A 17,003-nucleotide genomic window follows, 5' to 3' on the forward strand; every position below is an offset into this window, starting at 1 on the left:
GAAGCTTACGCGTCGATGAAGTCGTCGATCTCGATGGTCTCCTTCAGGAGGAGGTCCTCCTTGCCGGAGATGTCGATCTGCTCACGCGCGAGCTTCTTCAACTTCGACTGCGGGGCCAGATCGCCGATGAGGACGCCCCCGACGACCTTTCCGTCCTTGATCGCGACGCGGCGCCACTCCGTGTCGGAGTACTTCTTCTCCACGTCGCCGTTGCCGAGCGTCGGGTGGCCAAAGGAGAGGAACGGGAAGTCGAAGTGCGTGATCGAATAGGAGGAGACCCAGCGGAACTCCTCCGTCTCCTCGCCGGAGACCATGTTCGCACCGGCGATGGAGCCCTGTTCCTTCGCGGAGCCCCACGCCCCGTTCTGGGCCATCTCGCCGAGGATGAGGTCGTGGAACCGGGTGATGTCCCCCGCGGCGTACACGTCCTCGAGGTTGGTCTGCATGTACTCGTCCGTGACGATGCCGTCGTCGAGTTCGAGCCCGGTGTCGCGGAGGAACTCCGTGTTGAAGTTCAGGCCGATGGCGACGCCGGCGAAGTCGGCCTCGAAGCGCTCGCCGTTCGGGTCGACGGCAGCGACGACCTCGCCGTCCTCGTCCGTCTCGAAGTGGTCGACACCCGAGCCGAAGACCGGGGTGACGTTGCGCTCGCGGAGCGCGTCGTGGATGATCTCGGCCCCCTCCACGGAGAGCGCGTAGCGCCACCACGCGTCACCGCGCATGAGGTAGTTCCCCTCGATACCCTGCGCCGCGCAGATGGCCGCGAGGTCGATGCCGAGCAGCCCCGCCCCGACGACGACGCCCTTCTCGGCCTGCTCGGCGTGCTCCTTGATGTTGCGCGCGTCCTGGAACGTCCAGAAGTGGTGGACGCCCTCGGCGTCGGAGCCCTCGACGGGGAGCTGGGTCGGCGTCCCGCCCGTCGCGATGAGCAGTTTGTCGTAGTCGATGGTCTCGCCCTCGTGGGTGTACACCTCGTGGGCGTCGGCGTCGAAGCCCGTGACGTGCGTGTTCAGCTTGAGGTCGATATCGCGCTCCTCGTACCAGCCCTCGTCGTGGATGGAGATGGGCGCCTCGGGGAGCTTCCCCTTGGCGAACTCCTTGATGAGGATCCGGTTATAGAGCGCCTCCCCCTCGTCTGTGATGACGGTCACGGAGGCGTCCGGGTCCGCTTCCCGGATGGTCTCCGCGGCGGACGAGCCCGCGATCCCGTCGCCGATGATGACGTGCGACGTAGCCATGACGCGGGGTAGGAAACGGGGATTAATGTGAATTGCTATGTCCGGATCTCGTTCGAAACCACCGGCTCCGGGACGTTGAAGGTCCTCGCGGCCCCAACTCGGGTATGAAGATCCGCCAGAACGTCCGCCACTGGGCCGCGAAGCAGGCGCTCACCGCGCCCGTCATCGGCGACATCGCCACGGAGAAGCTGGTCGACATGCACACGAAGATCTTCCTCAAGAAGGCCGACGAGGGGCGCCGGGCGGAACGGCGGGCGCATCTCGACGACTTCTTCGACGCGACGATGGACACGTACGTCGCCGCACTCGAGGCGGGCTACACGGAGGCCGAGGCCCGGGAGATCACCCACATCCAGGCCAACTTCGACTTCTTCAACCACGGCTGGGCCGAGATGATGGAGTTCCCCGGCGACGAACTCGACACCCACTACGACCGCTACGTCGAGTTCTTCCGCGCCCACGACATCACCATCGACGACCCGCTCGGCGACTTCCGACCCGCGGGCGGGATCGCCGACGCGCCGGCGACCCCCGAGAAGATGGCGGACGGCGAGTTCGAGAACGCCGTCGCCGGCTTCGCGGACGACGTGTACGTGGAGACCCCGGAGGGAATGCAGAAGGGCGGTGACGCCGAGGAGCCGGGGGACGTGGACGTCTCGGCCGCGCCCGGCCTCGACGACGAGGACGCGAACGCCTAAGATATCCGCTCGGCGGCCTCGAACCCCGCGACGATGGCCCCGTTCAGCGAGCGTTCGGGGTACTGCGCCCGCGAGGCCATCCCTGCGTAGTAGAGCCCCTCCGTGACCTCGCTCAGCTCGTAGGGGACTACCTTCTCCAGATAGCCGCGCTCGTAGACCGGGGCCGTTCTGGGGTTGCGCGCGATCTTCATCCAGTTCACCGACTCACGAGAGAAGTCGGGGAACATGTCCTCGATACCGGAGAGCCAGTGTTCTTCGACCTCCGCGTCGCTCATCTTCCAGAGCGCTTCATCGAGGTCCTGGACGTACGACGCACAGTAAAGCAGGTGTTCCCCGCCGTAGCGCTCCGGCGGGACGAAGTTCGTGTGCTCGATGAGTGCGCCGAAGGGGGCGTCGTCGGCGATGTTGAGCCAGTACGTGTCGGTGAGGGAGTCCTCCAGTCCGACGACGGCACAGACGGAGCCCTGAAAGTCGATATCGCAGGCGTAGCCCGTCCACTCCTCTAAGAGATTGGGCATCGTGGTGACGACGACCGACTCGACCGCGTGTTCCTCGACACTCCCGTCGTGTTCGACGGTGAGCGAGTTCACTTCGTCGTCGAACCCGATGTCCTGTACGCGCGCGTCCGTGGTGATGTGCTCACGGCCGACGCCCTCCACGAGCGCGTCGAGGAACACCCCGAACCCGCCGTCGAAGTAGCCCAGGATCTCCCCGCGCATGAGGTCGCGCTCCCCTCTGAACTTGATGCGCCCGAGGAGCCACGCCGCGCTCACGTCCTCCTTCCGGGAGCCGAACTTCGCGTCGAGCAGCGGCTCGAAAAAGTAGTCGTAGACGCCCCGCGTGGTGTGCTCCACGAGGAACTCCTTGATGGGGACGTCCTCGAACGCCTCCAGCGAGTCGTAGGTGTCGAAGGGGGGGACCCCACCACGCACATCGATCTCGAGGGTTAACATCCCCAGTCTGAATTTGTCGTACACGGAGAGATACGGGTAGGCGAGGATCTCCCACGGGGTGTCGAGCGGGTGGACCGTCCCCTCCACGTAGTAGGCGTTCTTGCCGAGTCGCCATTCGACCTTCTCGCCGACGCCGAGCTCCTCGGCGAGTTCGACGATGGTCTCCTCGGATTTCGAGAGGTGGTGGTAGTACGCCTCGATGCGGTCGCCGGCGGTCTCGTAGGTGGCGGCGAGCCCGCCCACCTGGTCCGACGCCTCGAACACCCGGACCTCGTGGCCGGCCTGCTGCAGTCGGTAGGCGGCCGCGAGCCCCGCGACTCCACCGCCGACGACGCCGATCATACCGGAGGCTACCCGCGCCGCTGTAAGGGCGTTTCGGAACCCGCGTCGGAACTGCCGATGAGGTCCCACCCCCCGACGAGTCGGGTCGCAACCGCGTGCCCGACGACCGGACTCGTCCTGTGCTAGCGTGGCACACGGTATGAGTCTATGGGTTGCTGGGGTCGCCGGCCGTTCGGGTAGCTTTATCCGGCCGGTCGAAATAGGAGACGGTATGCTGACCGTCCGGGCCCCGGCGACGAGCGCGAACCTCGGCAGTGGCTTCGACGTGTTCGGGGTCGCCCTGGAGCGGCCGGCCGATATCGTCCGCGTGGAGAAGGCCGACCGGACCACCATCGAGGTGACGGGTGCGGGGAGCCAGTTCATCCCCGAGGACCCGAAGAAGAACACCGTCGGTGCCGTCGCCGAGGCGCTCGACGCCCCCGCGCACATCCACATCGACAAGGGGATTCGCCCCGCGTCGGGACTGGGCTCCTCGGCCGCGAGCGCCGCGGCCGCCGCCGTCGCGCTCAATCTGCTGTACGACCGGGGGTACACCCGCGAGGAACTCGTCCCCATCGCCGCGAAGGGTGAGGCCGTCGTCTCGGGTGAGGCTCACTCGGACAACGTCGCCCCCGCCATCCTCGGGGGGTTCACCATCGCCCGCGACGACGGCGTCACGCGACTGAACGCCGACGTGCCGCTCGTCGCCTGTCTCCCCGAGATCGTCGTCTCGACGCGCGACGCCCGCCGCGTGGTCCCCGACGGCGCGTCGATGAGTCAGGTCGTGGAGACGGTGCGCAACGCCTCCACGCTCACCGCGGGGATGGCCCGCGGCGACCCCGAACTCGTCGGGCGAGGGATGGACGACCCCGTCGTCACCCCCGCCCGTGCGAAGCTCATCGAGGGGTACGATGACGTGCGGGAGGCCGCCTTCGACGCCGGTGCCACCGGCGTCACCATCTCGGGGGCCGGCCCCGCCATCCTCGCGGCTTGCTACGAGGACGACCGTCACGAGATCGCCTCGGCGATGCTCGACGCGTTCGACGACAACGGCGTCACCTCCCGCGCGTTCAAGACGCGCGTGGGGCGTGGAGCCGAACGCCTCTAGAACTCGTAGTCGGTCTCGATACCGTGGGAGGTCTCGGTCATCGCCACCGCCGCCTGCGAGTACTGGAGCACCTTCTGCATGTCCCCCTCGATGTCGAAAACGCCGGACATCATCCCGTCGACGGCGCCGACCTCGCCCTCGTTCAGACGGATCCAGTCGCTGTAGTCGCCCCGGATGGTGAAGCCGGCGTCCACCTCGTCGGGTGACTCGATCTCACGGCAGTCGTACACGTCGCCGTCCTCGAGCCCGAGGAAGAAGAAGCGGTCCTCCGGGAGCCGGTCGTCCGCCTGCACGTGGAAGATGAAATCGCCGTTGAAGCCGACGCCCCAGCCGTCGGCGGCCTCCTGGTAGGTCTCGTTCTCGTTTAGCCGGGTCTGGTACTCCTTTATCCACGCATCGGATGGGAACGGAATCGCCATGCCAGTACTACTGGCGAGAACGATAAAACTGTTTGTCGTTTAGACCCCGCGGCCCTGGAGCTTCTCCTCCTCGGGCATCGTCTCGTTCGCCTGCCCTTTCATCCCCTTGCCGAGGTTGGAGGCGATCTCGACGAGCTTGTCGGGGTTGTCCCAGTTGTTGACGGCCTCGACGATGGCCTCGCCCATCGCGGTCGGGTCCTCGGCGCCGAAGATGCCGGAGCCGACGAAGATGCCGTCGCAGCCGAGCTGCATCATCAGCGCGGCGTCCGCGGGCGTGGCGATGCCGCCGGCCGCGAAGTTGACGACCGGGAGCCGGCCCATGTCGGCCGTCTCGTGGACCAGCTCGGCGGGCGCTTCGTTTTTCCGAGCCCACTCCTCGCGCTCCTCGTAGTTCATCCCGGAGAGCTTGCGAATCGAGCGCTGGATGGCGCGCTGGTGCTTGACGGCCTGGTTCACGTCACCCGTGCCGGCCTCGCCCTTCGTGCGGATCATCGCCGCGCCCTCGTTGATGCGCCGGAGCGCCTCGCCGAGGTTGCGCGCGCCACAGACGAACGGGGCGGTGAACTCGCGTTTGTCGATGTGGTACTCGTCGTCCGCGGTGGTGAGGACCTCGCTTTCGTCGATCATGTCCGCGCCCGCGGCCTCGAGGATCTGGGCCTCGGCGGTGTGGCCGATACGGGCCTTCCCCATCACCGGGATGGAGACCTCGTCGATGATTCCTTCGAGGAGGCTCGGGTCCGCCATGCGGGCGACGCCGCCGCGCTTGCGGATGTCCGCGGGAACCGCTTCCAGCGACATGACCGCGACGGCGCCGGCGTCCTCGGCGACGCGGGCCTGCTCGCGCGTGACGACGTCCATGATGACGCCACCCTTCTGCATCTTCGCAAAGCCGCGCTTGACGAGCTCCGTACCGCGTCGGAGCTCCTCGATATCCGTTGCTTCAGGCATGTCTCCGGGTTGGGACGGCGGACACTTAACGCGTGTCCTTTGGGAAACGTGAGCGTAGCGAGCGTTTCCGAACAGTGAGCGGGGAACGGAGTGACCCGCGAGCAGGGCGATGTACACGAGGCCGAGCTACGCGAGGCCGAGTGTCCATCGCCAACATGCGAGCGGTGACCGCAGGGAGGGCGTTGGCCGTGAGTGGGACAACATGAACGAGAACCGACCACCGCCTCCGGGGTGTTTTTACCCTTTCACTCCGTTCCACAGCGCATGGCATCCGGGTACGCGGCGCGGTTCGGTGCGTGGCTGAACGCGCTCGTCGCGCCGTACACCGACGCGCCGCCCGAGCGCGCCGACCTCCCGTGGTACGTCGCCCCCCTCCCCGACTGGCTGGAGGAGTTCGGCCTGCGGGTCGCGTGGGCGGTCGTGCTCATCAACCTCGCCGGGACGGCGTTCGGGTTCTACTACTATGGATTCCAGTTCTCCGTCACGGACCCCGTGATGTGGCCGTTCGTCCCCGACTCGCCCGTCGCGACCCTGTTCATCGCGGGGTCGCTCGCGCTGTGGAAACTGGACAGACACTCCGAGGTCCTGTCGGCACTCGCCTTCTTCGGCTGTCTCAAACTCGGGGCGTGGACGCCGTACGTCCTCCTCGTCATCGAGGGGCAGGGCGACACGTTCTGGGCGATGTACCAGTTCCTCGTCTGGAGCCACGCCGCGATGGTGGTCCAGGCGTTCCTCATCTACCGCTACACGGAGTTCCGGGTGGGGGCCGTCGCCGTCGCGCTCGCGTGGTACGCGCTCAACGACGTGGTGGACTACTTCATCCCCATCGTGGGCGACCCCCACCACACGGTCCTCGTCGCGGAGCTCGTGGACGGTGAGTTCGTCCACACCGTCCCCGCCCACGACATGGCCGCCGCGGGGGCGGTGGTCCTGACGATGCTGGCGACGTTCCTCGCGCTCGCGACGCGGGTAGCGACGCTGAAGCGGCGAGCTGTGGGTAACGAGGGAACCGGCAGGTAACTTGATAATACAACATGAATGATTATTAATGTGCTCTCCTCAGCTACTGTGGTATGTCATCTACTGACACAGGGGAACCATCGGACGCGGAACCACTCTTCGAGCGACTCGGCGGCGTCTACGGCATCGCGGGCGCGGTCGACGTCCTCACCGACCGGCTGTTCCACAACGACACGGCGAACAAGAACCCCGTCACGGCGGAGTTCCACGAGACGCACGACCCGGCGGGGTTCAAGTACCTCGTAACGGCGTGGACCGTCACTCACGCGGGCGGTCCGGACGTCTACCCCGGGCGGGGGATGGAGGAGGCTCACGAGGAGCTCGAGGTCACCGAACTGGAGTTCGACCTCGTGCGCACGGAGATCAAAGCCACCCTGTATCACGTGGGCGTCCCGGAACCCGAGATCCGGGAGCTGATGTCCATCATCGACAGCTTCCGCGACGAGGTGGTCGCCGACAAACACCGCGACGAGGACTGGACCGCCCCGTAACAGGGCGTCGCCTGATTGATACGGCACCGCGGCGAACGCCACCCAGATGCATCTCACGGACCACTTCCCCGCCATCGAGACCATCGAGGACCCCACCCTCAGAACCCAGGTCACCGAGGCCTGGGCGACCGCCTGTGCCGACTTCGGCATCGACGACCTCTCCTCCGTCCCGTGGTTCCCGCCCGCACAGCGGGAACACGACATCGACGGCGAGACGCTCGTCGGCCACGTGAACGACGTGCACGCCTGTGCGCTCGGACTGGCGGACGCGCTCGACCGCTCGCGGGGGACCGACCTCGACCGGGACCTGCTCACCGCGGGCGTCCTCGTGCACGACCTCTCGAAGCTCGCGGAGTTCGACGGGATGACTGACACGAAGGTCGGTGACCTGCTCGGCCACCCGTTCTACGGCGTCCACCTCGTCGCCCGGGTGGGGCTCCCCGTCGAGTACGCCCACATCGTGCTCTCGCACACCTCGCGCACGCCCGTGGCCCCGGCGTTCCTCGAGGCCGCGCTCATCAAACGTGCCGACGAGGCCGCGGCGACGGCCATCCGGGCCACCGTCCTCGACGACCTGCGCGAGGCGTAGACGCGAAAGGGCTAACCCCGCGTCGGTTCTGGTCGGGCTATGGCAGACGAGACGCCCGCGGAACCGACCGAGGACGCGGAGGCAGCCCGACAGAAACGACAGCTCCGGCTGCTCGGTGGCGGCTTCGTCGCCTCCGGCGCCATCACCCTCCTGCTCGCCAACGGTGAGGACCCGGCAGGGACGCTCGTCTTCCTCCTCGGGTTCGTCGGCTTCGCGGGCATCGTCCTCGAACGGCTCCAGGGGGTCACCCCCGGCTTCTCCTTCGGGCTCGTCACCGGCGGTATCGCCGTCTGGGCGTGGCCGTTCCTCTCGCCGACCACGGCGACGGACTACGCGTATCTGGGGTCGTTGATGGTCGGCGTCGGGCTCGTGAACGTCGTGCTCGCCCCCATCGGGCTGTGGTTCCGGCGGCTCGGCGAGCGGCTCGGCGAGAAAACGAAGTAGGCTCTCAGTCCGCGGGCTGGACGGCCTCGTCCGCGAGGCCGAGCACGTCGTCGAAGAACCCGAGCGTGTCGTGCGGCCCGGGGTTGGCCTCGGGGTGGTACTGGCGCGTGATGATGTCGAGTTCCTCGCTCTCGAGCCCCTCGGGGGTGTCGTCGTTGACGTTGATCTGGGTGACCTCCAGGGGACCGGGCTCCGAGACGGTGTAGCCGTGGTTCTGCGTCGTCATCACGACCTTGTTCGTCCGGAGGTCCTTCACGGGCTGGTTGACGCCGCGGTGGCCGAACGTCATCTTCTCCGTGGCGCCGCCGAGCGCGTTGGCGATGACCTGCTGGCCGAGACAGATGCCCGCGAGGGGCATCTCCCCGACGAACTCCTCTACCAGGACGGCGGCCTGCTCGAAGTTCTTCGGGTCGCCGGGACCGTTGGAGACGAACAGGATGTCCGGGTCGACGGCCTCCACGTCCGCGACGGAGGCGTCGTAGGGCACCTGCTCCACGACGGCGTCGCGGGCGACGAGCGAGTCGGCGATAGAGCCCTTCGCCCCGCAGTCGACGAGCGCGACGGTAGGGCCCGAGCCATCGGTGTTGAACGTTTTCTGCTCCGAGATGGACACCTGCTTGCCGATGTCCGTGTGCTCGGACATCCCCTTACACTGGGCGAGCTCCTCCTTCGCGGCCTCGGGGGTGGCGTCGGGGCCGGCGGCGATGCCGCATTTCATCGCCCCCTCCTCACGCACGCTGACGACGAGGTCACGGGTGTCGAGGTGGTCGACGGCGGGGACGCCCTCCGCCGCGAGCCACTCGGCGACGTCCTCCGTGAGCTCCCGGGCGACGGCGGCCCGCGGGTGGACGCGGTCGGACTCGAAGCGCTCGGGTCGGACCCCGTAGTTCCCGATGAGGGGGTAGGAGAAGGTGAGCACCTGCTCCTCGTAGCTGGGGTCGGTGAGCGACTCCTCGTAGCCGGTGTACGCGGTCGTGAACACCAGTTCACCGCGCGTGCGACCCGGAGCACGGGAACGGGCTTCGACCACGCGGCCGTCTTCGAGCGCGAGGTACGCCTCTGTCATTACGTGATTCGTATGGACACCCCGTGCTTAATCGTTGTGTTCGAAGCCAGATTACGAATTTCGTAATCGTCAAGTGCCCCCCGAGGGTAGCGTCTCACCTCGATGGACGACCTGGACCACCGGATCCTCGGCATCCTCCGCCGTGACTCCCGAACCCCCTACACCGAAATCGCCGAACAGGTCGGGACCTCCGAGGGCACCGTCCGCAACCGCGTCGAGCGGCTCGTCGAGGACGGCGTCATCGAACGGTTCACCGTCGCCACCCGCACGGGGAACGTGAAGGCGATGGTCGAGGTGAGCGTCGCCGTCGACGTCGACACCTTCGCCGTGACCAACGAGATGGCCGACTGGCCGGACGTCGACTTCGTCTGGCAGGTCTCCGGTGAGGAGGACATCGTCATGGTCGTCGACGCGGCCGACACCACCGCGCTGAACGACCTCATCACCAGGGCGCGCGAGCTGGACGAGGTCGTCTCCACGAAGACGCGACTGATCCTGAACGAGGAGCTGGGTCGCTGAAGCGGCCCTCTCTCCCTACCGGGTCGACACCGTGTCCCGGCCCCGTGATGTCGATGGCCGGCCCGCGCTCCCGCTGGATAACGTCTGCGTCGAGCAACTGGTTCCCGTCGAGGTCGACGGCCGCGCGCGGGCCACCGGGGCCGGCGCTCACCTGATGTGGAGGCGGAAGCCCACGACTTAGTCGTGGGTAACTGACAGCGACCCCCGGACGGCCGCCAGCAACGTTTCGGGCCCGTCCTCGTGGTAGACGTTCGCGGCGGGGAGGTCGTAGCCGACGCTCGCGGGGTCGTCGGCCCACGTCGAGATGGCCGTGACGGTCGCCTCTGAGAGGGCCTCCACGAGTCGTCGCTCCTTCTCGACCCCGTCGACCGTGAAGCGGTCGAAATCCTCCCGCATCCGACGAGCGGGCTCGTCGACGAGCACCACCGAATCGGGCCACGCGCCGTGGAGCAGCGAGAGGGTCACCCCGGAGTACGCGCGGTGAGTGAGCGCGGCCTGCCCCTCGACGAAGACGATTTCGTGGGCCTCGGCCACGTCACAGACCATCTCCTCCACGACGCCCGCGGTGAAGTCCGCGGGGACGCGGTCGATGACGGTTCCCCGGTGGGCCCCGACCATGACGCCGGTCTGCCCGGTGGCGACCCAGCCGGCGTCGAGGCCGGCCTCCCTCGCGGCGCGGTAGAGCTCGAAGGTGGTGGTGCGCTTGCCGACCGCACAGTCCGTCCCGAGGGTGAGCACCACGTCGGCGTCGAGGTCGTCCACGCGCCCGTCGCCGACGCGGAGCCGGTCCGCGGCGGGGGGCTTTCGCACGTCGAACAGGCGCGCGCCGTGCGCCTCGGCCAGCGCCTGCCACTCGTCGTCCTCCGAGAGGAAGGTGTGGAGCCCCGAGACCACGTCGAGCCCGTTCTCGATCGCGGTCTCGATGTCGGCGACCCACGACTCGGGGAGCTGGCCGCCCGCGGGGGCGACGCCGATGACGAGGGCCGCGGCCTCCGGTGCCACCTCCAGCGCGCGGGCGGTGGACTCCACGACGGAAATCTCGGGTACGTCCGGGCGCTCGAGACAGTCGCTCGCGGTCCGGCCGGCCGTGGTCGAGTCGACGACGGCGCGGGCGTCGAACAGTTCGCTGTGCAGCACGACGCCGTTCGCCGTCTTGCCGTGCGGGGTGCCGAACTCCCCCTCGGCGAGGACGATGGCGGGTGCCGGTACGTCGAAGGCGCTACGGAGGTCCATGCGGCCCGTTCGCACACCGGCCCCGAAAGCCCCGTCCCTCTCATAGAAGGGGATGACTTTTGGTAACACATCTCGAAACCTCGGTATGGGCACACGAGGGCGCGGGGGACAGCGAACCGGGAACGGCGTCCGCGTCACACTCGACATCTGGCATCCCGACTGCTGGACGCTGGAGGTGACGGCGGAGACGGACGGGGGACTGCTCGGTCACGGTGTCCACACCGTCGACGGGCAGGCGACCGGGCGATTCACCGCCTACGGCCGGAGCCACGCCGTCGTCGACGACCTCATCGGGGCCATCGACGACTCCCCGCTGACCGACTCCGTCTGGGAGACGGACGGTCACGGTAGCACGCCGGAGCTCGCGGACGGGCACGCGACCCGCGGTATCGTGGTCGAGTACGACATCGAGAACAGCATCAACGACGCGCTCGTCTCCCGTGGCTTCATTCCGGACGAGCCGGTGCGGATGTACGACGGCCGGGAGTACTGGACCGTCCTCGTCAACGAGACACGCCGCACCGTCTACGAACGGGTCGAGGAGATCCGGGAGGAGATGGACGCCGAGATCCGGGTCGAACTCATCACCGCACCCTCCGCCGGCACGGGGCTGTTCAACACCGACGACCTCTCCGAACGCCAGCACGAGGCGTACGAACTCGCCCGGACGGAGGGGTACTACAGCTGGCCCCGCGAGACGAGCGCCGACGACCTCGCGGCCGAACTCGACATCTCGAAGGCCACGCTGCTCGAACATCTGCGGAAGGCCGAGGCGAAGCTCCTGGGCGAGTAGCGGGATCGCGGCCGTCCCGAACGGTCCCCTCTCATCCTAGGCAGGGGTCCTATGTGATAGAGAAACACACAAATGGGTATGTCTTCCACAGCACAGCGAGACAGCAACAGTCTCTCGCGGGACATCGGGCTGTTAGGCGCGATGAGCACCGTCGTCGCGGGGACGCTCGGGGCCGGGCTGTTCGTCACGCTCGGAACGGCGTCGTCGACCACCGGGCCGTCGGTCATCCTCGTCGTCGTGCTCTCCGGCATCCTCGCGATGAGCATCGCCGTGAACTACTCCTGGATGGCGACCATCTTCCCCGCGGCCGCGGGGTCGTACGCCTACATCTCCCGGACGTTCGGGAGTCGGCTCCCCGGGTTCATCGTCACGTGGTCGAAGTGGCTCGGATACATGGCCGCGGACGCCGTCCTCGCCATCGGCTTCGGGTCGTACCTGCAGGTGTTCTACCCGAGCGTGGACGCGAAGCTCGCCGGGTTCGGCCTGCTCACGGTCCTGTTCCTCGTGAACCTCATCGGTACCCGTGGGTACAGCGTCTCGCAGAACGCCATCTTCGGCATGCTGATGGCGGCGATCCTCGTGCTCGTCATCCCCGGGTCGTTCAGCATCGACCCCGCGAACTACCAGCCGTTCTTCACGGGCGGGTTCGACGGCTTCCTCGCCGCGGCCGTCCCGCTGTTCTACGCGTACATCGGCATCGCCGTCGCGGGACAGATGGGCGCGGAAGTGAAGAACCCCTCACGGAACCTCCCGCTGGCGATGGCCGGGGGGACCGCCATCCTCGTCGCGTTGTACGTGTGGACTTCCATCGTCATCTACGGCGTCGTCGGGGACTACACCGTGCTGGCGAACTCCGCCCGCCCGCTCGCCACCGCGGCCGAGGCGTTCCTCGGTGACATCGGGACGGCCATCGTCGCGTTCGGCGGCCTGCTCGCCACGGCATCGAGCGTCCACGCGGTGATGGCCGCGGGCATCAAGATGCCCTACTCGTGGGCGTGGGACGAGGTGTTCCCGAAGCAGTTCGTGAGCGTCAGCGAGCGGTTCGGGACGCCCCACTTCTCGCTTTTCACCCTCTATGCCGTCGCGGCGGCCCTCACCTTCTGGAGCACGGGGCTGAGCCAGGCGCTCGCCATCGCGACGTTCAGCTATCTCATCGCCTACCTCACCGTCTCCGCGACGGTGCTGTACGTCCTGTTCACCGATTCGGAACTGAGCGAGCGTGCCGGCTTCGACCTCGGACTCGGGCTCTACGCGACCGGGCTCGTCGCCGTCCTCGGCTCCGGGGCGCTGCTCACACAGGCGTATCAAGGGTCGCTCCAGGTGTACGTGCCGTGGATGGTCGTCGGCCTCGCCGTCTTCGGGCTCTACTGGTATCGCGGCCAGCAGCGCGAGAAGGACATCGAGGCCATCCTCGACACGCTGCCGGGCGTCCACTCGGACGACCACGACCCGAACGTGGGGCTGTTGAACGATGACTGAGGGCGTCGACCCGGAGGCGACCATCGGCCTCTTGCAGGAGCTCGTGCGCATCCCGAGCCCGTACTTCGAGGAACACGAATGCGCCGCGTTCGTCTACGACTGGCTCGACGCGCGGGGGCTCGACCCCGAGTACCACCACGTCTCCGAGCCGGACATCACCGCGTACGAGGGCGACAACGTCGTCGCGCGGCTGGAGGGGTCGGACCCGGACGCGCCGACGCTCCTGTTGAACGCCCACATGGACACCGTGAAGCTCGTCGAGGACTGGGAGGAGGACCCCTGCTCCGGCCGCATCGAGGACGGGAGACTGTACGGCCAGGGGGCCTGCGACATGAAAGGCGGGCTCGCGGCCGCGATGGTCGCGTTCGCGGCGCTCGCCGAGCGTGACCTGCGGGGCGACGTGCTGCTCACCGCGGTCGTCGACGAGGAGGGTCCCTACGGGCTGGGCACCGACCGACTCATCCGCGACGGTTACACCGACGACGTGGACATGGCCGTCGTCACGGAGCCGGGCCCCATCCTCGCACAGGAGGACCTCGAGAACCCCGCGCTCCTGCTCGGCGCGCGCGGCCGCTACCTCTACGATATCACGGTCAAGGGGGAGGCTGCCCACGGCTCACAGCCGTACAAGGGAACGAACGCCGTCGTCGACGCCGGCCGGCTCGCCGAAGCGCTCGACGGCATGGACGTGGGCTCGCACCCGAAACTGGGCGACGGCTCGGTCTGTCCGCTGTTGCTCGACGGGGGGAGCCAGACGCTCTCGGTCCCGGAACGCGCCCGGCTGATGGTGGACCGCCACGTCGTCATCGGCGAGACGGAAGAGGACGTCCGAAGCCAGGCGGAGACCATCATCGAGGAGCTGGCCCTCGACAGCGAGGTCGAGCTGGGTTTCCGCGAGGCTCCCGACCCCGGCATCAAATACGGGCCGTACGTCACCGACGAGGACCACCCGCTCGTGGGGGCGCTCCAGCGCGCCTCGGAGACCGTCACCGGTGAGTCGCCCGACCTCGGCTACTTCGCCAGCGTCGGCGACTTCAACTACCTCGGCGACCGGGCGGACCTCCCGACGGTCATCGTCGGCCCGGACGGCGAGAACATCCACGGGGCCGGCGAGTTCGTCTACACCGACGAGGTCGTCGAGGTCGCAGAACTGCTCGTCGCGGCGGGCGAGGACCTGCTCACGTAGCGCCCGTCCCTCCTCTTTTCAGCGGTGCCCACGCACCCGATGCACGACGTCGTAGAGCCGGTGCATCGTTCGCGCGCCCCGGCCGTCGTCGACGACTGCCCGCACCCGGCCCTCCCGCACTGCGTCGACCACGGCCTCGGCGGTCAGCTCCTCCGCTTCGATCTCCGTGTAGCCTCGTCCGACCTCGAAGGGGAAGTGGGCGTCCGACCCCCCGACCGTGGGACAGCCAAGTCGGTTCGCGAGCGCCCGGGCTCGCCCGTGGGTCTCCGGGTGTTTCCCGTTGCACTCCACCGCGTCGAACGGCGCGTCCGACCGGCGGACCGTGGAGTGACGGAACGGGTGGGGGATGATGGCGACGCAGTCGCGGTCGTGCGCGAGCGCGACGGCGTCCTCGGGGGTGAGCTCGCCCGGGGTCGTCCGTCTGGGTGGGTCGGGGCCGACGACGAGCAGGTGCCCGCGCGTGGTCGAGATCTCGATGCCCGGAATCACGAGTACTCCTTCCAGAAAGAACGGCTCGTAGTAGTCGTGGTTCGTGAGCGCGACGGCATCGAGCCCCCGTCTGCGGGCGTAGCGGGCCAGCAGACGGGCACCCACGGGGTCGAACGGCGTCGGCTCGCCGGCTCGCGCGTGGAAAAAGCGCGTGTGGCAGTGGAGGTCGACGGCGTACACACCGTCCCCTCTCGGGGGCAGGGCTTTGGTCTTGCCCCGTCTCTCTCCCCTATGCGCGTCATGGTGCGGAACCCCAACAGCGGGGACCGCGAGAAATCGAAACGGGCGAAGGCGATCGCCGAGCGCAAGGGGATCGAGGTGTGGGAGTCCACGAAGCGCGGCGAGACGCTCACGCTCGCGCGGGAGGCCGGCGAGGCCGGCGCCGAACTCGTCTACTCCTGTGGCGGCGACGGCACGCTCAACGAGGTGGGCCGGGGGCTCGACGAGGCCGACGCCCTCCCCGCGACCGACATCGCCGTCGTCCCCGCCGGGACGGGCAACAACTTCGCCGACAACATCGGCATCAAGGGCATCGACCACGCCTTTCGCATCGTGAACGAGACGGCCCCGCGACGGCTCGACCTGGGCACCGTCAAGGACAACGGGCACCGCGTGTTCATCAACTCCTGTGTCGGTGGGCTCACCGCCGAGTCCTCCGCGAAGACCACGCCCGCGATGAAGAAACGCCTCGGCGTCATGGCGTACGTCCTCCAGACGCTCGCCGAGACTCGGCGGTTCGACGGCCTGAAACTCGACGTCCGCGCGGGAGAGAAGGGTGAGCGAGTGTGGACGGGCGAGGCCATCATGTTGCTGGTCGGGAACGGCCGCCGGTTCCCCGGCGAGCGGATGAAGCAGGCGAACATGGAGGACGGCCTCATGAACGTCGTCATCATCGAACAGCGCCCCGCCCTCGACTACCTGTCGCGCGGGGCCGCGGACAAGCTCCTCCGGCGCGGCGCGTCACACCTCACCCGCGTGAAGGTGCCGCGCCTCGACGTGACCCACGACGGCGAGCCAGTCACCTTCTCGCTCGACGGCGAGCTCGTCGAGCGGAACACGCTCACGGCCCGCTCGCGGAAGGGGGCGATGTCCGTCTACGTCGGCGAGCGCTACGACCCCGAACCGGAGGAGTGGGGCAAGTCGAAGGCTCCTTAAGCCGGGTCGTCATTCTCCGAGCCATGAGCAGCGACGTTGACCCGGAGGGGGCCGTCGGCACGGCCGAACAGGACCACAAAAACGCCCTGCAGGACGTCATCGCCGTCGACAGCGACGACAACCCGCAGGGGACCGTGAACCGACTGGACGCCCACACCGGCGACGGCATCCTCCACCGCGCGTTCACCGCGCTCGTCTTCGACGAGGACGACAACATCCTGCTGGCCCAGCGCGCGTTCGACAAACGCCTGTGGGACACCTACTGGGACGGCACCGTCGCCTCCCACCCCGTCGAGGGCCAGACCCAGCAGGAGGCCACCCGCGAGCGTCTGGAGGAGGAGCTCGGTATCACCCCCGACCAGTACAGCGACCTGCGAGTCACGGACAAGTTCGAGTACAAGCGCTACTACGAGAACGAGGGGCTGGAGTGGGAGGTCTGCTCCGTCCTCAAGTGCACTCTCGAGGACACCTCCCTCGACCCCGACCCCGAGGAGGTCGCGGGCCTGCTGTGGGTCCCCTACGAGTACCTCCACGAGAACCCGAAGTTCTACCGGCAGCTGCGGCTCTGCCCGTGGTTCGAGATCGCGATGCGGCGCGACTTCGACTGACGCCGCCCCTTCGGTTCTCTTCCAGCGACCCACCGCCCGAACTTCAAATACCAGCACGCGACCAGCGACGGCCATGTCCTGACGCACGGGGCGGCCGGGTCACGGCGGGTGTGTGACTCGCCCGGTCGTCACCCTCGGAGTCCCACGAGTCGCCTGTTCGATTCCACCTCGCGTGTGCGTGCAGGTGTGTGGCCGGGCCCCACACAGCCGCGCGAGGACTCTGACGCGCTTTTGTGTCTCCTCTCC

The 17,003-nt window shown here is 67.9% G+C and carries 19 protein-coding genes; 12 read left to right on the forward strand and 7 right to left on the reverse strand.

Translation table 11 applies throughout. The features are described from left to right. Positions 1 to 5: 5 nt before the first annotated feature. Positions 6 to 1,238: an NAD(P)/FAD-dependent oxidoreductase gene (locus ACQUQR_RS14385; RefSeq protein ID WP_435197197.1), complete on the reverse strand. Its 1,233-nt coding sequence runs from the start codon at positions 1,236 to 1,238 to the stop codon at positions 6 to 8. 104 nt (positions 1,239 to 1,342) lie between these two features. Between ACQUQR_RS14385 and ACQUQR_RS14390 the strand changes: the two genes are divergently transcribed. Next, positions 1,343 to 1,936: a DUF6149 family protein gene (locus tag ACQUQR_RS14390; protein ID WP_435197198.1), complete on the forward strand. Its 594-nt coding sequence runs from the start codon at positions 1,343 to 1,345 to the stop codon at positions 1,934 to 1,936. Here the strand turns inward: ACQUQR_RS14390 and ACQUQR_RS14395 are convergent. After that, a complete protein-coding gene (locus tag ACQUQR_RS14395) occupies positions 1,933 to 3,231 on the reverse strand; it encodes an NAD(P)/FAD-dependent oxidoreductase (RefSeq protein WP_435197200.1) in 1,299 nt (432 codons plus the stop codon). The genes ACQUQR_RS14390 and ACQUQR_RS14395 overlap by 4 nt on opposite strands. 211 nt (positions 3,232 to 3,442) lie before the next feature. On the opposite strand from ACQUQR_RS14395, the gene ACQUQR_RS14400 reads away from it, so the two are divergent. Then, a complete protein-coding gene (locus ACQUQR_RS14400) occupies positions 3,443 to 4,318 on the forward strand; it encodes a homoserine kinase (RefSeq protein WP_435197201.1) in 876 nt (291 codons plus the stop codon). Here the strand turns inward: ACQUQR_RS14400 and ACQUQR_RS14405 are convergent. Together ACQUQR_RS14405 and pdxS are read right to left on the reverse strand one after the other, a co-directional pair. After that, positions 4,315 to 4,737, reverse strand: a complete 423-nt coding sequence (locus ACQUQR_RS14405) for an SCP2 sterol-binding domain-containing protein (protein ID WP_435197202.1) — start codon at positions 4,735 to 4,737, stop codon at positions 4,315 to 4,317. The two genes, ACQUQR_RS14400 and ACQUQR_RS14405, sit on opposite strands and share 4 nt — an antisense overlap. A gap of 39 nt (positions 4,738 to 4,776) precedes the next feature. Next, complete coding sequence (gene pdxS, locus ACQUQR_RS14410; protein WP_435197203.1) at positions 4,777 to 5,685, reverse strand: pyridoxal 5'-phosphate synthase lyase subunit PdxS; 909 nt, start codon at positions 5,683 to 5,685, stop codon at positions 4,777 to 4,779. A 264-nt stretch (positions 5,686 to 5,949) separates the two neighbouring features. Between pdxS and ACQUQR_RS14415 the strand changes: the two genes are divergently transcribed. Genes ACQUQR_RS14415 through ACQUQR_RS14430 form a run of 4 tightly spaced genes read left to right on the forward strand, consistent with a single transcriptional unit; the run spans position 5,950 to position 8,229 of the window. Beyond that, the gene (locus ACQUQR_RS14415) at positions 5,950 to 6,705 is read left to right on the forward strand and encodes a DUF1405 domain-containing protein (RefSeq protein WP_435197204.1); all 756 of its coding nucleotides are present in this window, start codon (positions 5,950 to 5,952) and stop codon (positions 6,703 to 6,705) included. Positions 6,706 to 6,758: 53 nt separating this feature from the next. Then, on the forward strand, positions 6,759 to 7,196 hold the full coding sequence (locus ACQUQR_RS14420; protein ID WP_435197205.1) for a group I truncated hemoglobin: 438 nt from the start codon (positions 6,759 to 6,761) through the stop codon (positions 7,194 to 7,196). Between the two features lie 46 nt (positions 7,197 to 7,242). Continuing rightward, the gene (locus ACQUQR_RS14425; RefSeq protein WP_435197206.1) at positions 7,243 to 7,785 is read left to right on the forward strand and encodes an HD domain-containing protein; all 543 of its coding nucleotides are present in this window, start codon (positions 7,243 to 7,245) and stop codon (positions 7,783 to 7,785) included. 39 nt (positions 7,786 to 7,824) lie between these two features. Beyond that, on the forward strand, positions 7,825 to 8,229 hold the full coding sequence (locus ACQUQR_RS14430) for a hypothetical protein (protein WP_435197207.1): 405 nt from the start codon (positions 7,825 to 7,827) through the stop codon (positions 8,227 to 8,229). 4 nt (positions 8,230 to 8,233) lie between these two features. On the opposite strand, the gene carA is transcribed toward ACQUQR_RS14430, so the two are convergent. Next, positions 8,234 to 9,295: a glutamine-hydrolyzing carbamoyl-phosphate synthase small subunit gene (gene carA, locus ACQUQR_RS14435; RefSeq protein ID WP_435197208.1), complete on the reverse strand. Its 1,062-nt coding sequence runs from the start codon at positions 9,293 to 9,295 to the stop codon at positions 8,234 to 8,236. A 102-nt stretch (positions 9,296 to 9,397) separates the two neighbouring features. On the opposite strand from carA, the gene ACQUQR_RS14440 reads away from it, so the two are divergent. Next, a complete protein-coding gene (locus ACQUQR_RS14440) occupies positions 9,398 to 9,814 on the forward strand; it encodes an Lrp/AsnC family transcriptional regulator (RefSeq protein WP_435197209.1) in 417 nt (138 codons plus the stop codon). 177 nt (positions 9,815 to 9,991) lie between these two features. On the opposite strand, the gene ACQUQR_RS14445 is transcribed toward ACQUQR_RS14440, so the two are convergent. Beyond that, entirely contained in the window at positions 9,992 to 11,047 is a 1,056-nt protein-coding gene (locus tag ACQUQR_RS14445) for a DUF1611 domain-containing protein (protein WP_435197210.1), read from the reverse strand. Between the two features lie 85 nt (positions 11,048 to 11,132). Between ACQUQR_RS14445 and ACQUQR_RS14450 the strand changes: the two genes are divergently transcribed. The 3 genes from ACQUQR_RS14450 (at position 11,133) to ACQUQR_RS14460 (ending at position 14,505) form a co-directional block, all read left to right on the forward strand. Continuing rightward, positions 11,133 to 11,840 (forward strand): helix-turn-helix domain-containing protein, encoded by a 708-nt coding sequence (locus tag ACQUQR_RS14450; protein ID WP_435197211.1) that lies wholly within the window; start codon positions 11,133 to 11,135, stop codon positions 11,838 to 11,840. 78 nt (positions 11,841 to 11,918) lie between these two features. Next, complete coding sequence (locus ACQUQR_RS14455) at positions 11,919 to 13,319, forward strand: APC family permease (protein WP_435197212.1); 1,401 nt, start codon at positions 11,919 to 11,921, stop codon at positions 13,317 to 13,319. Further along, positions 13,312 to 14,505, forward strand: coding sequence for a M20 family metallopeptidase (locus tag ACQUQR_RS14460; protein ID WP_435197213.1), 1,194 nt, complete (start codon positions 13,312 to 13,314; stop codon positions 14,503 to 14,505). Before ACQUQR_RS14455 ends, ACQUQR_RS14460 begins: the two co-directional genes overlap by 8 nt. Positions 14,506 to 14,523: 18 nt before the next feature. Here ACQUQR_RS14460 and ACQUQR_RS14465 read toward each other — a convergent pair whose 3' ends face one another. Continuing rightward, positions 14,524 to 15,174, reverse strand: a complete 651-nt coding sequence (locus tag ACQUQR_RS14465) for a PHP domain-containing protein (RefSeq protein WP_435197214.1) — start codon at positions 15,172 to 15,174, stop codon at positions 14,524 to 14,526. A gap of 51 nt (positions 15,175 to 15,225) precedes the next feature. On the opposite strand from ACQUQR_RS14465, the gene ACQUQR_RS14470 reads away from it, so the two are divergent. Continuing rightward, positions 15,226 to 16,149, forward strand: a complete 924-nt coding sequence (locus ACQUQR_RS14470) for a diacylglycerol/lipid kinase family protein (protein ID WP_435197215.1) — start codon at positions 15,226 to 15,228, stop codon at positions 16,147 to 16,149. 23 nt (positions 16,150 to 16,172) lie between these two features. Then, the gene (locus ACQUQR_RS14475) at positions 16,173 to 16,757 is read left to right on the forward strand and encodes an NUDIX hydrolase (RefSeq protein WP_435197216.1); all 585 of its coding nucleotides are present in this window, start codon (positions 16,173 to 16,175) and stop codon (positions 16,755 to 16,757) included. The last annotated feature ends 246 nt before the right edge of the window (positions 16,758 to 17,003 follow it).

The sequence above is a fragment of the Natronomonas sp. EA1 genome, from assembly GCF_051195035.1.
Classification (GTDB): domain Archaea; phylum Halobacteriota; class Halobacteria; order Halobacteriales; family Haloarculaceae; genus JBNTJV01.

Excerpts from the sequence above, each read along its gene's own strand:
- ACQUQR_RS14385 (WP_435197197.1), bottom strand. The coding sequence starts at position 1,238 with ATGGCTACGTCGCACGTCATCATCGGCGACGGGATCGCGGGCTCGTCC.
- ACQUQR_RS14390 (WP_435197198.1), top strand. The coding sequence starts at position 1,343 with ATGAAGATCCGCCAGAACGTCCGCCACTGGGCCGCGAAGCAGGCGCTC.
- ACQUQR_RS14395 (WP_435197200.1), bottom strand. The coding sequence starts at position 3,231 with ATGATCGGCGTCGTCGGCGGTGGAGTCGCGGGGCTCGCGGCCGCCTAC.
- ACQUQR_RS14400 (WP_435197201.1), top strand. The coding sequence starts at position 3,443 with ATGCTGACCGTCCGGGCCCCGGCGACGAGCGCGAACCTCGGCAGTGGC.
- ACQUQR_RS14405 (WP_435197202.1), bottom strand. The coding sequence starts at position 4,737 with ATGGCGATTCCGTTCCCATCCGATGCGTGGATAAAGGAGTACCAGACC.
- pdxS (WP_435197203.1), bottom strand. The coding sequence starts at position 5,685 with ATGCCTGAAGCAACGGATATCGAGGAGCTCCGACGCGGTACGGAGCTC.
- ACQUQR_RS14415 (WP_435197204.1), top strand. The coding sequence starts at position 5,950 with ATGGCATCCGGGTACGCGGCGCGGTTCGGTGCGTGGCTGAACGCGCTC.
- ACQUQR_RS14420 (WP_435197205.1), top strand. The coding sequence starts at position 6,759 with ATGTCATCTACTGACACAGGGGAACCATCGGACGCGGAACCACTCTTC.
- ACQUQR_RS14425 (WP_435197206.1), top strand. The coding sequence starts at position 7,243 with ATGCATCTCACGGACCACTTCCCCGCCATCGAGACCATCGAGGACCCC.
- ACQUQR_RS14430 (WP_435197207.1), top strand. The coding sequence starts at position 7,825 with ATGGCAGACGAGACGCCCGCGGAACCGACCGAGGACGCGGAGGCAGCC.
- carA (WP_435197208.1), bottom strand. The coding sequence starts at position 9,295 with ATGACAGAGGCGTACCTCGCGCTCGAAGACGGCCGCGTGGTCGAAGCC.
- ACQUQR_RS14440 (WP_435197209.1), top strand. The coding sequence starts at position 9,398 with ATGGACGACCTGGACCACCGGATCCTCGGCATCCTCCGCCGTGACTCC.
- ACQUQR_RS14445 (WP_435197210.1), bottom strand. The coding sequence starts at position 11,047 with ATGGACCTCCGTAGCGCCTTCGACGTACCGGCACCCGCCATCGTCCTC.
- ACQUQR_RS14450 (WP_435197211.1), top strand. The coding sequence starts at position 11,133 with ATGGGCACACGAGGGCGCGGGGGACAGCGAACCGGGAACGGCGTCCGC.
- ACQUQR_RS14455 (WP_435197212.1), top strand. The coding sequence starts at position 11,919 with ATGTCTTCCACAGCACAGCGAGACAGCAACAGTCTCTCGCGGGACATC.
- ACQUQR_RS14460 (WP_435197213.1), top strand. The coding sequence starts at position 13,312 with ATGACTGAGGGCGTCGACCCGGAGGCGACCATCGGCCTCTTGCAGGAG.
- ACQUQR_RS14470 (WP_435197215.1), top strand. The coding sequence starts at position 15,226 with ATGCGCGTCATGGTGCGGAACCCCAACAGCGGGGACCGCGAGAAATCG.
- ACQUQR_RS14475 (WP_435197216.1), top strand. The coding sequence starts at position 16,173 with ATGAGCAGCGACGTTGACCCGGAGGGGGCCGTCGGCACGGCCGAACAG.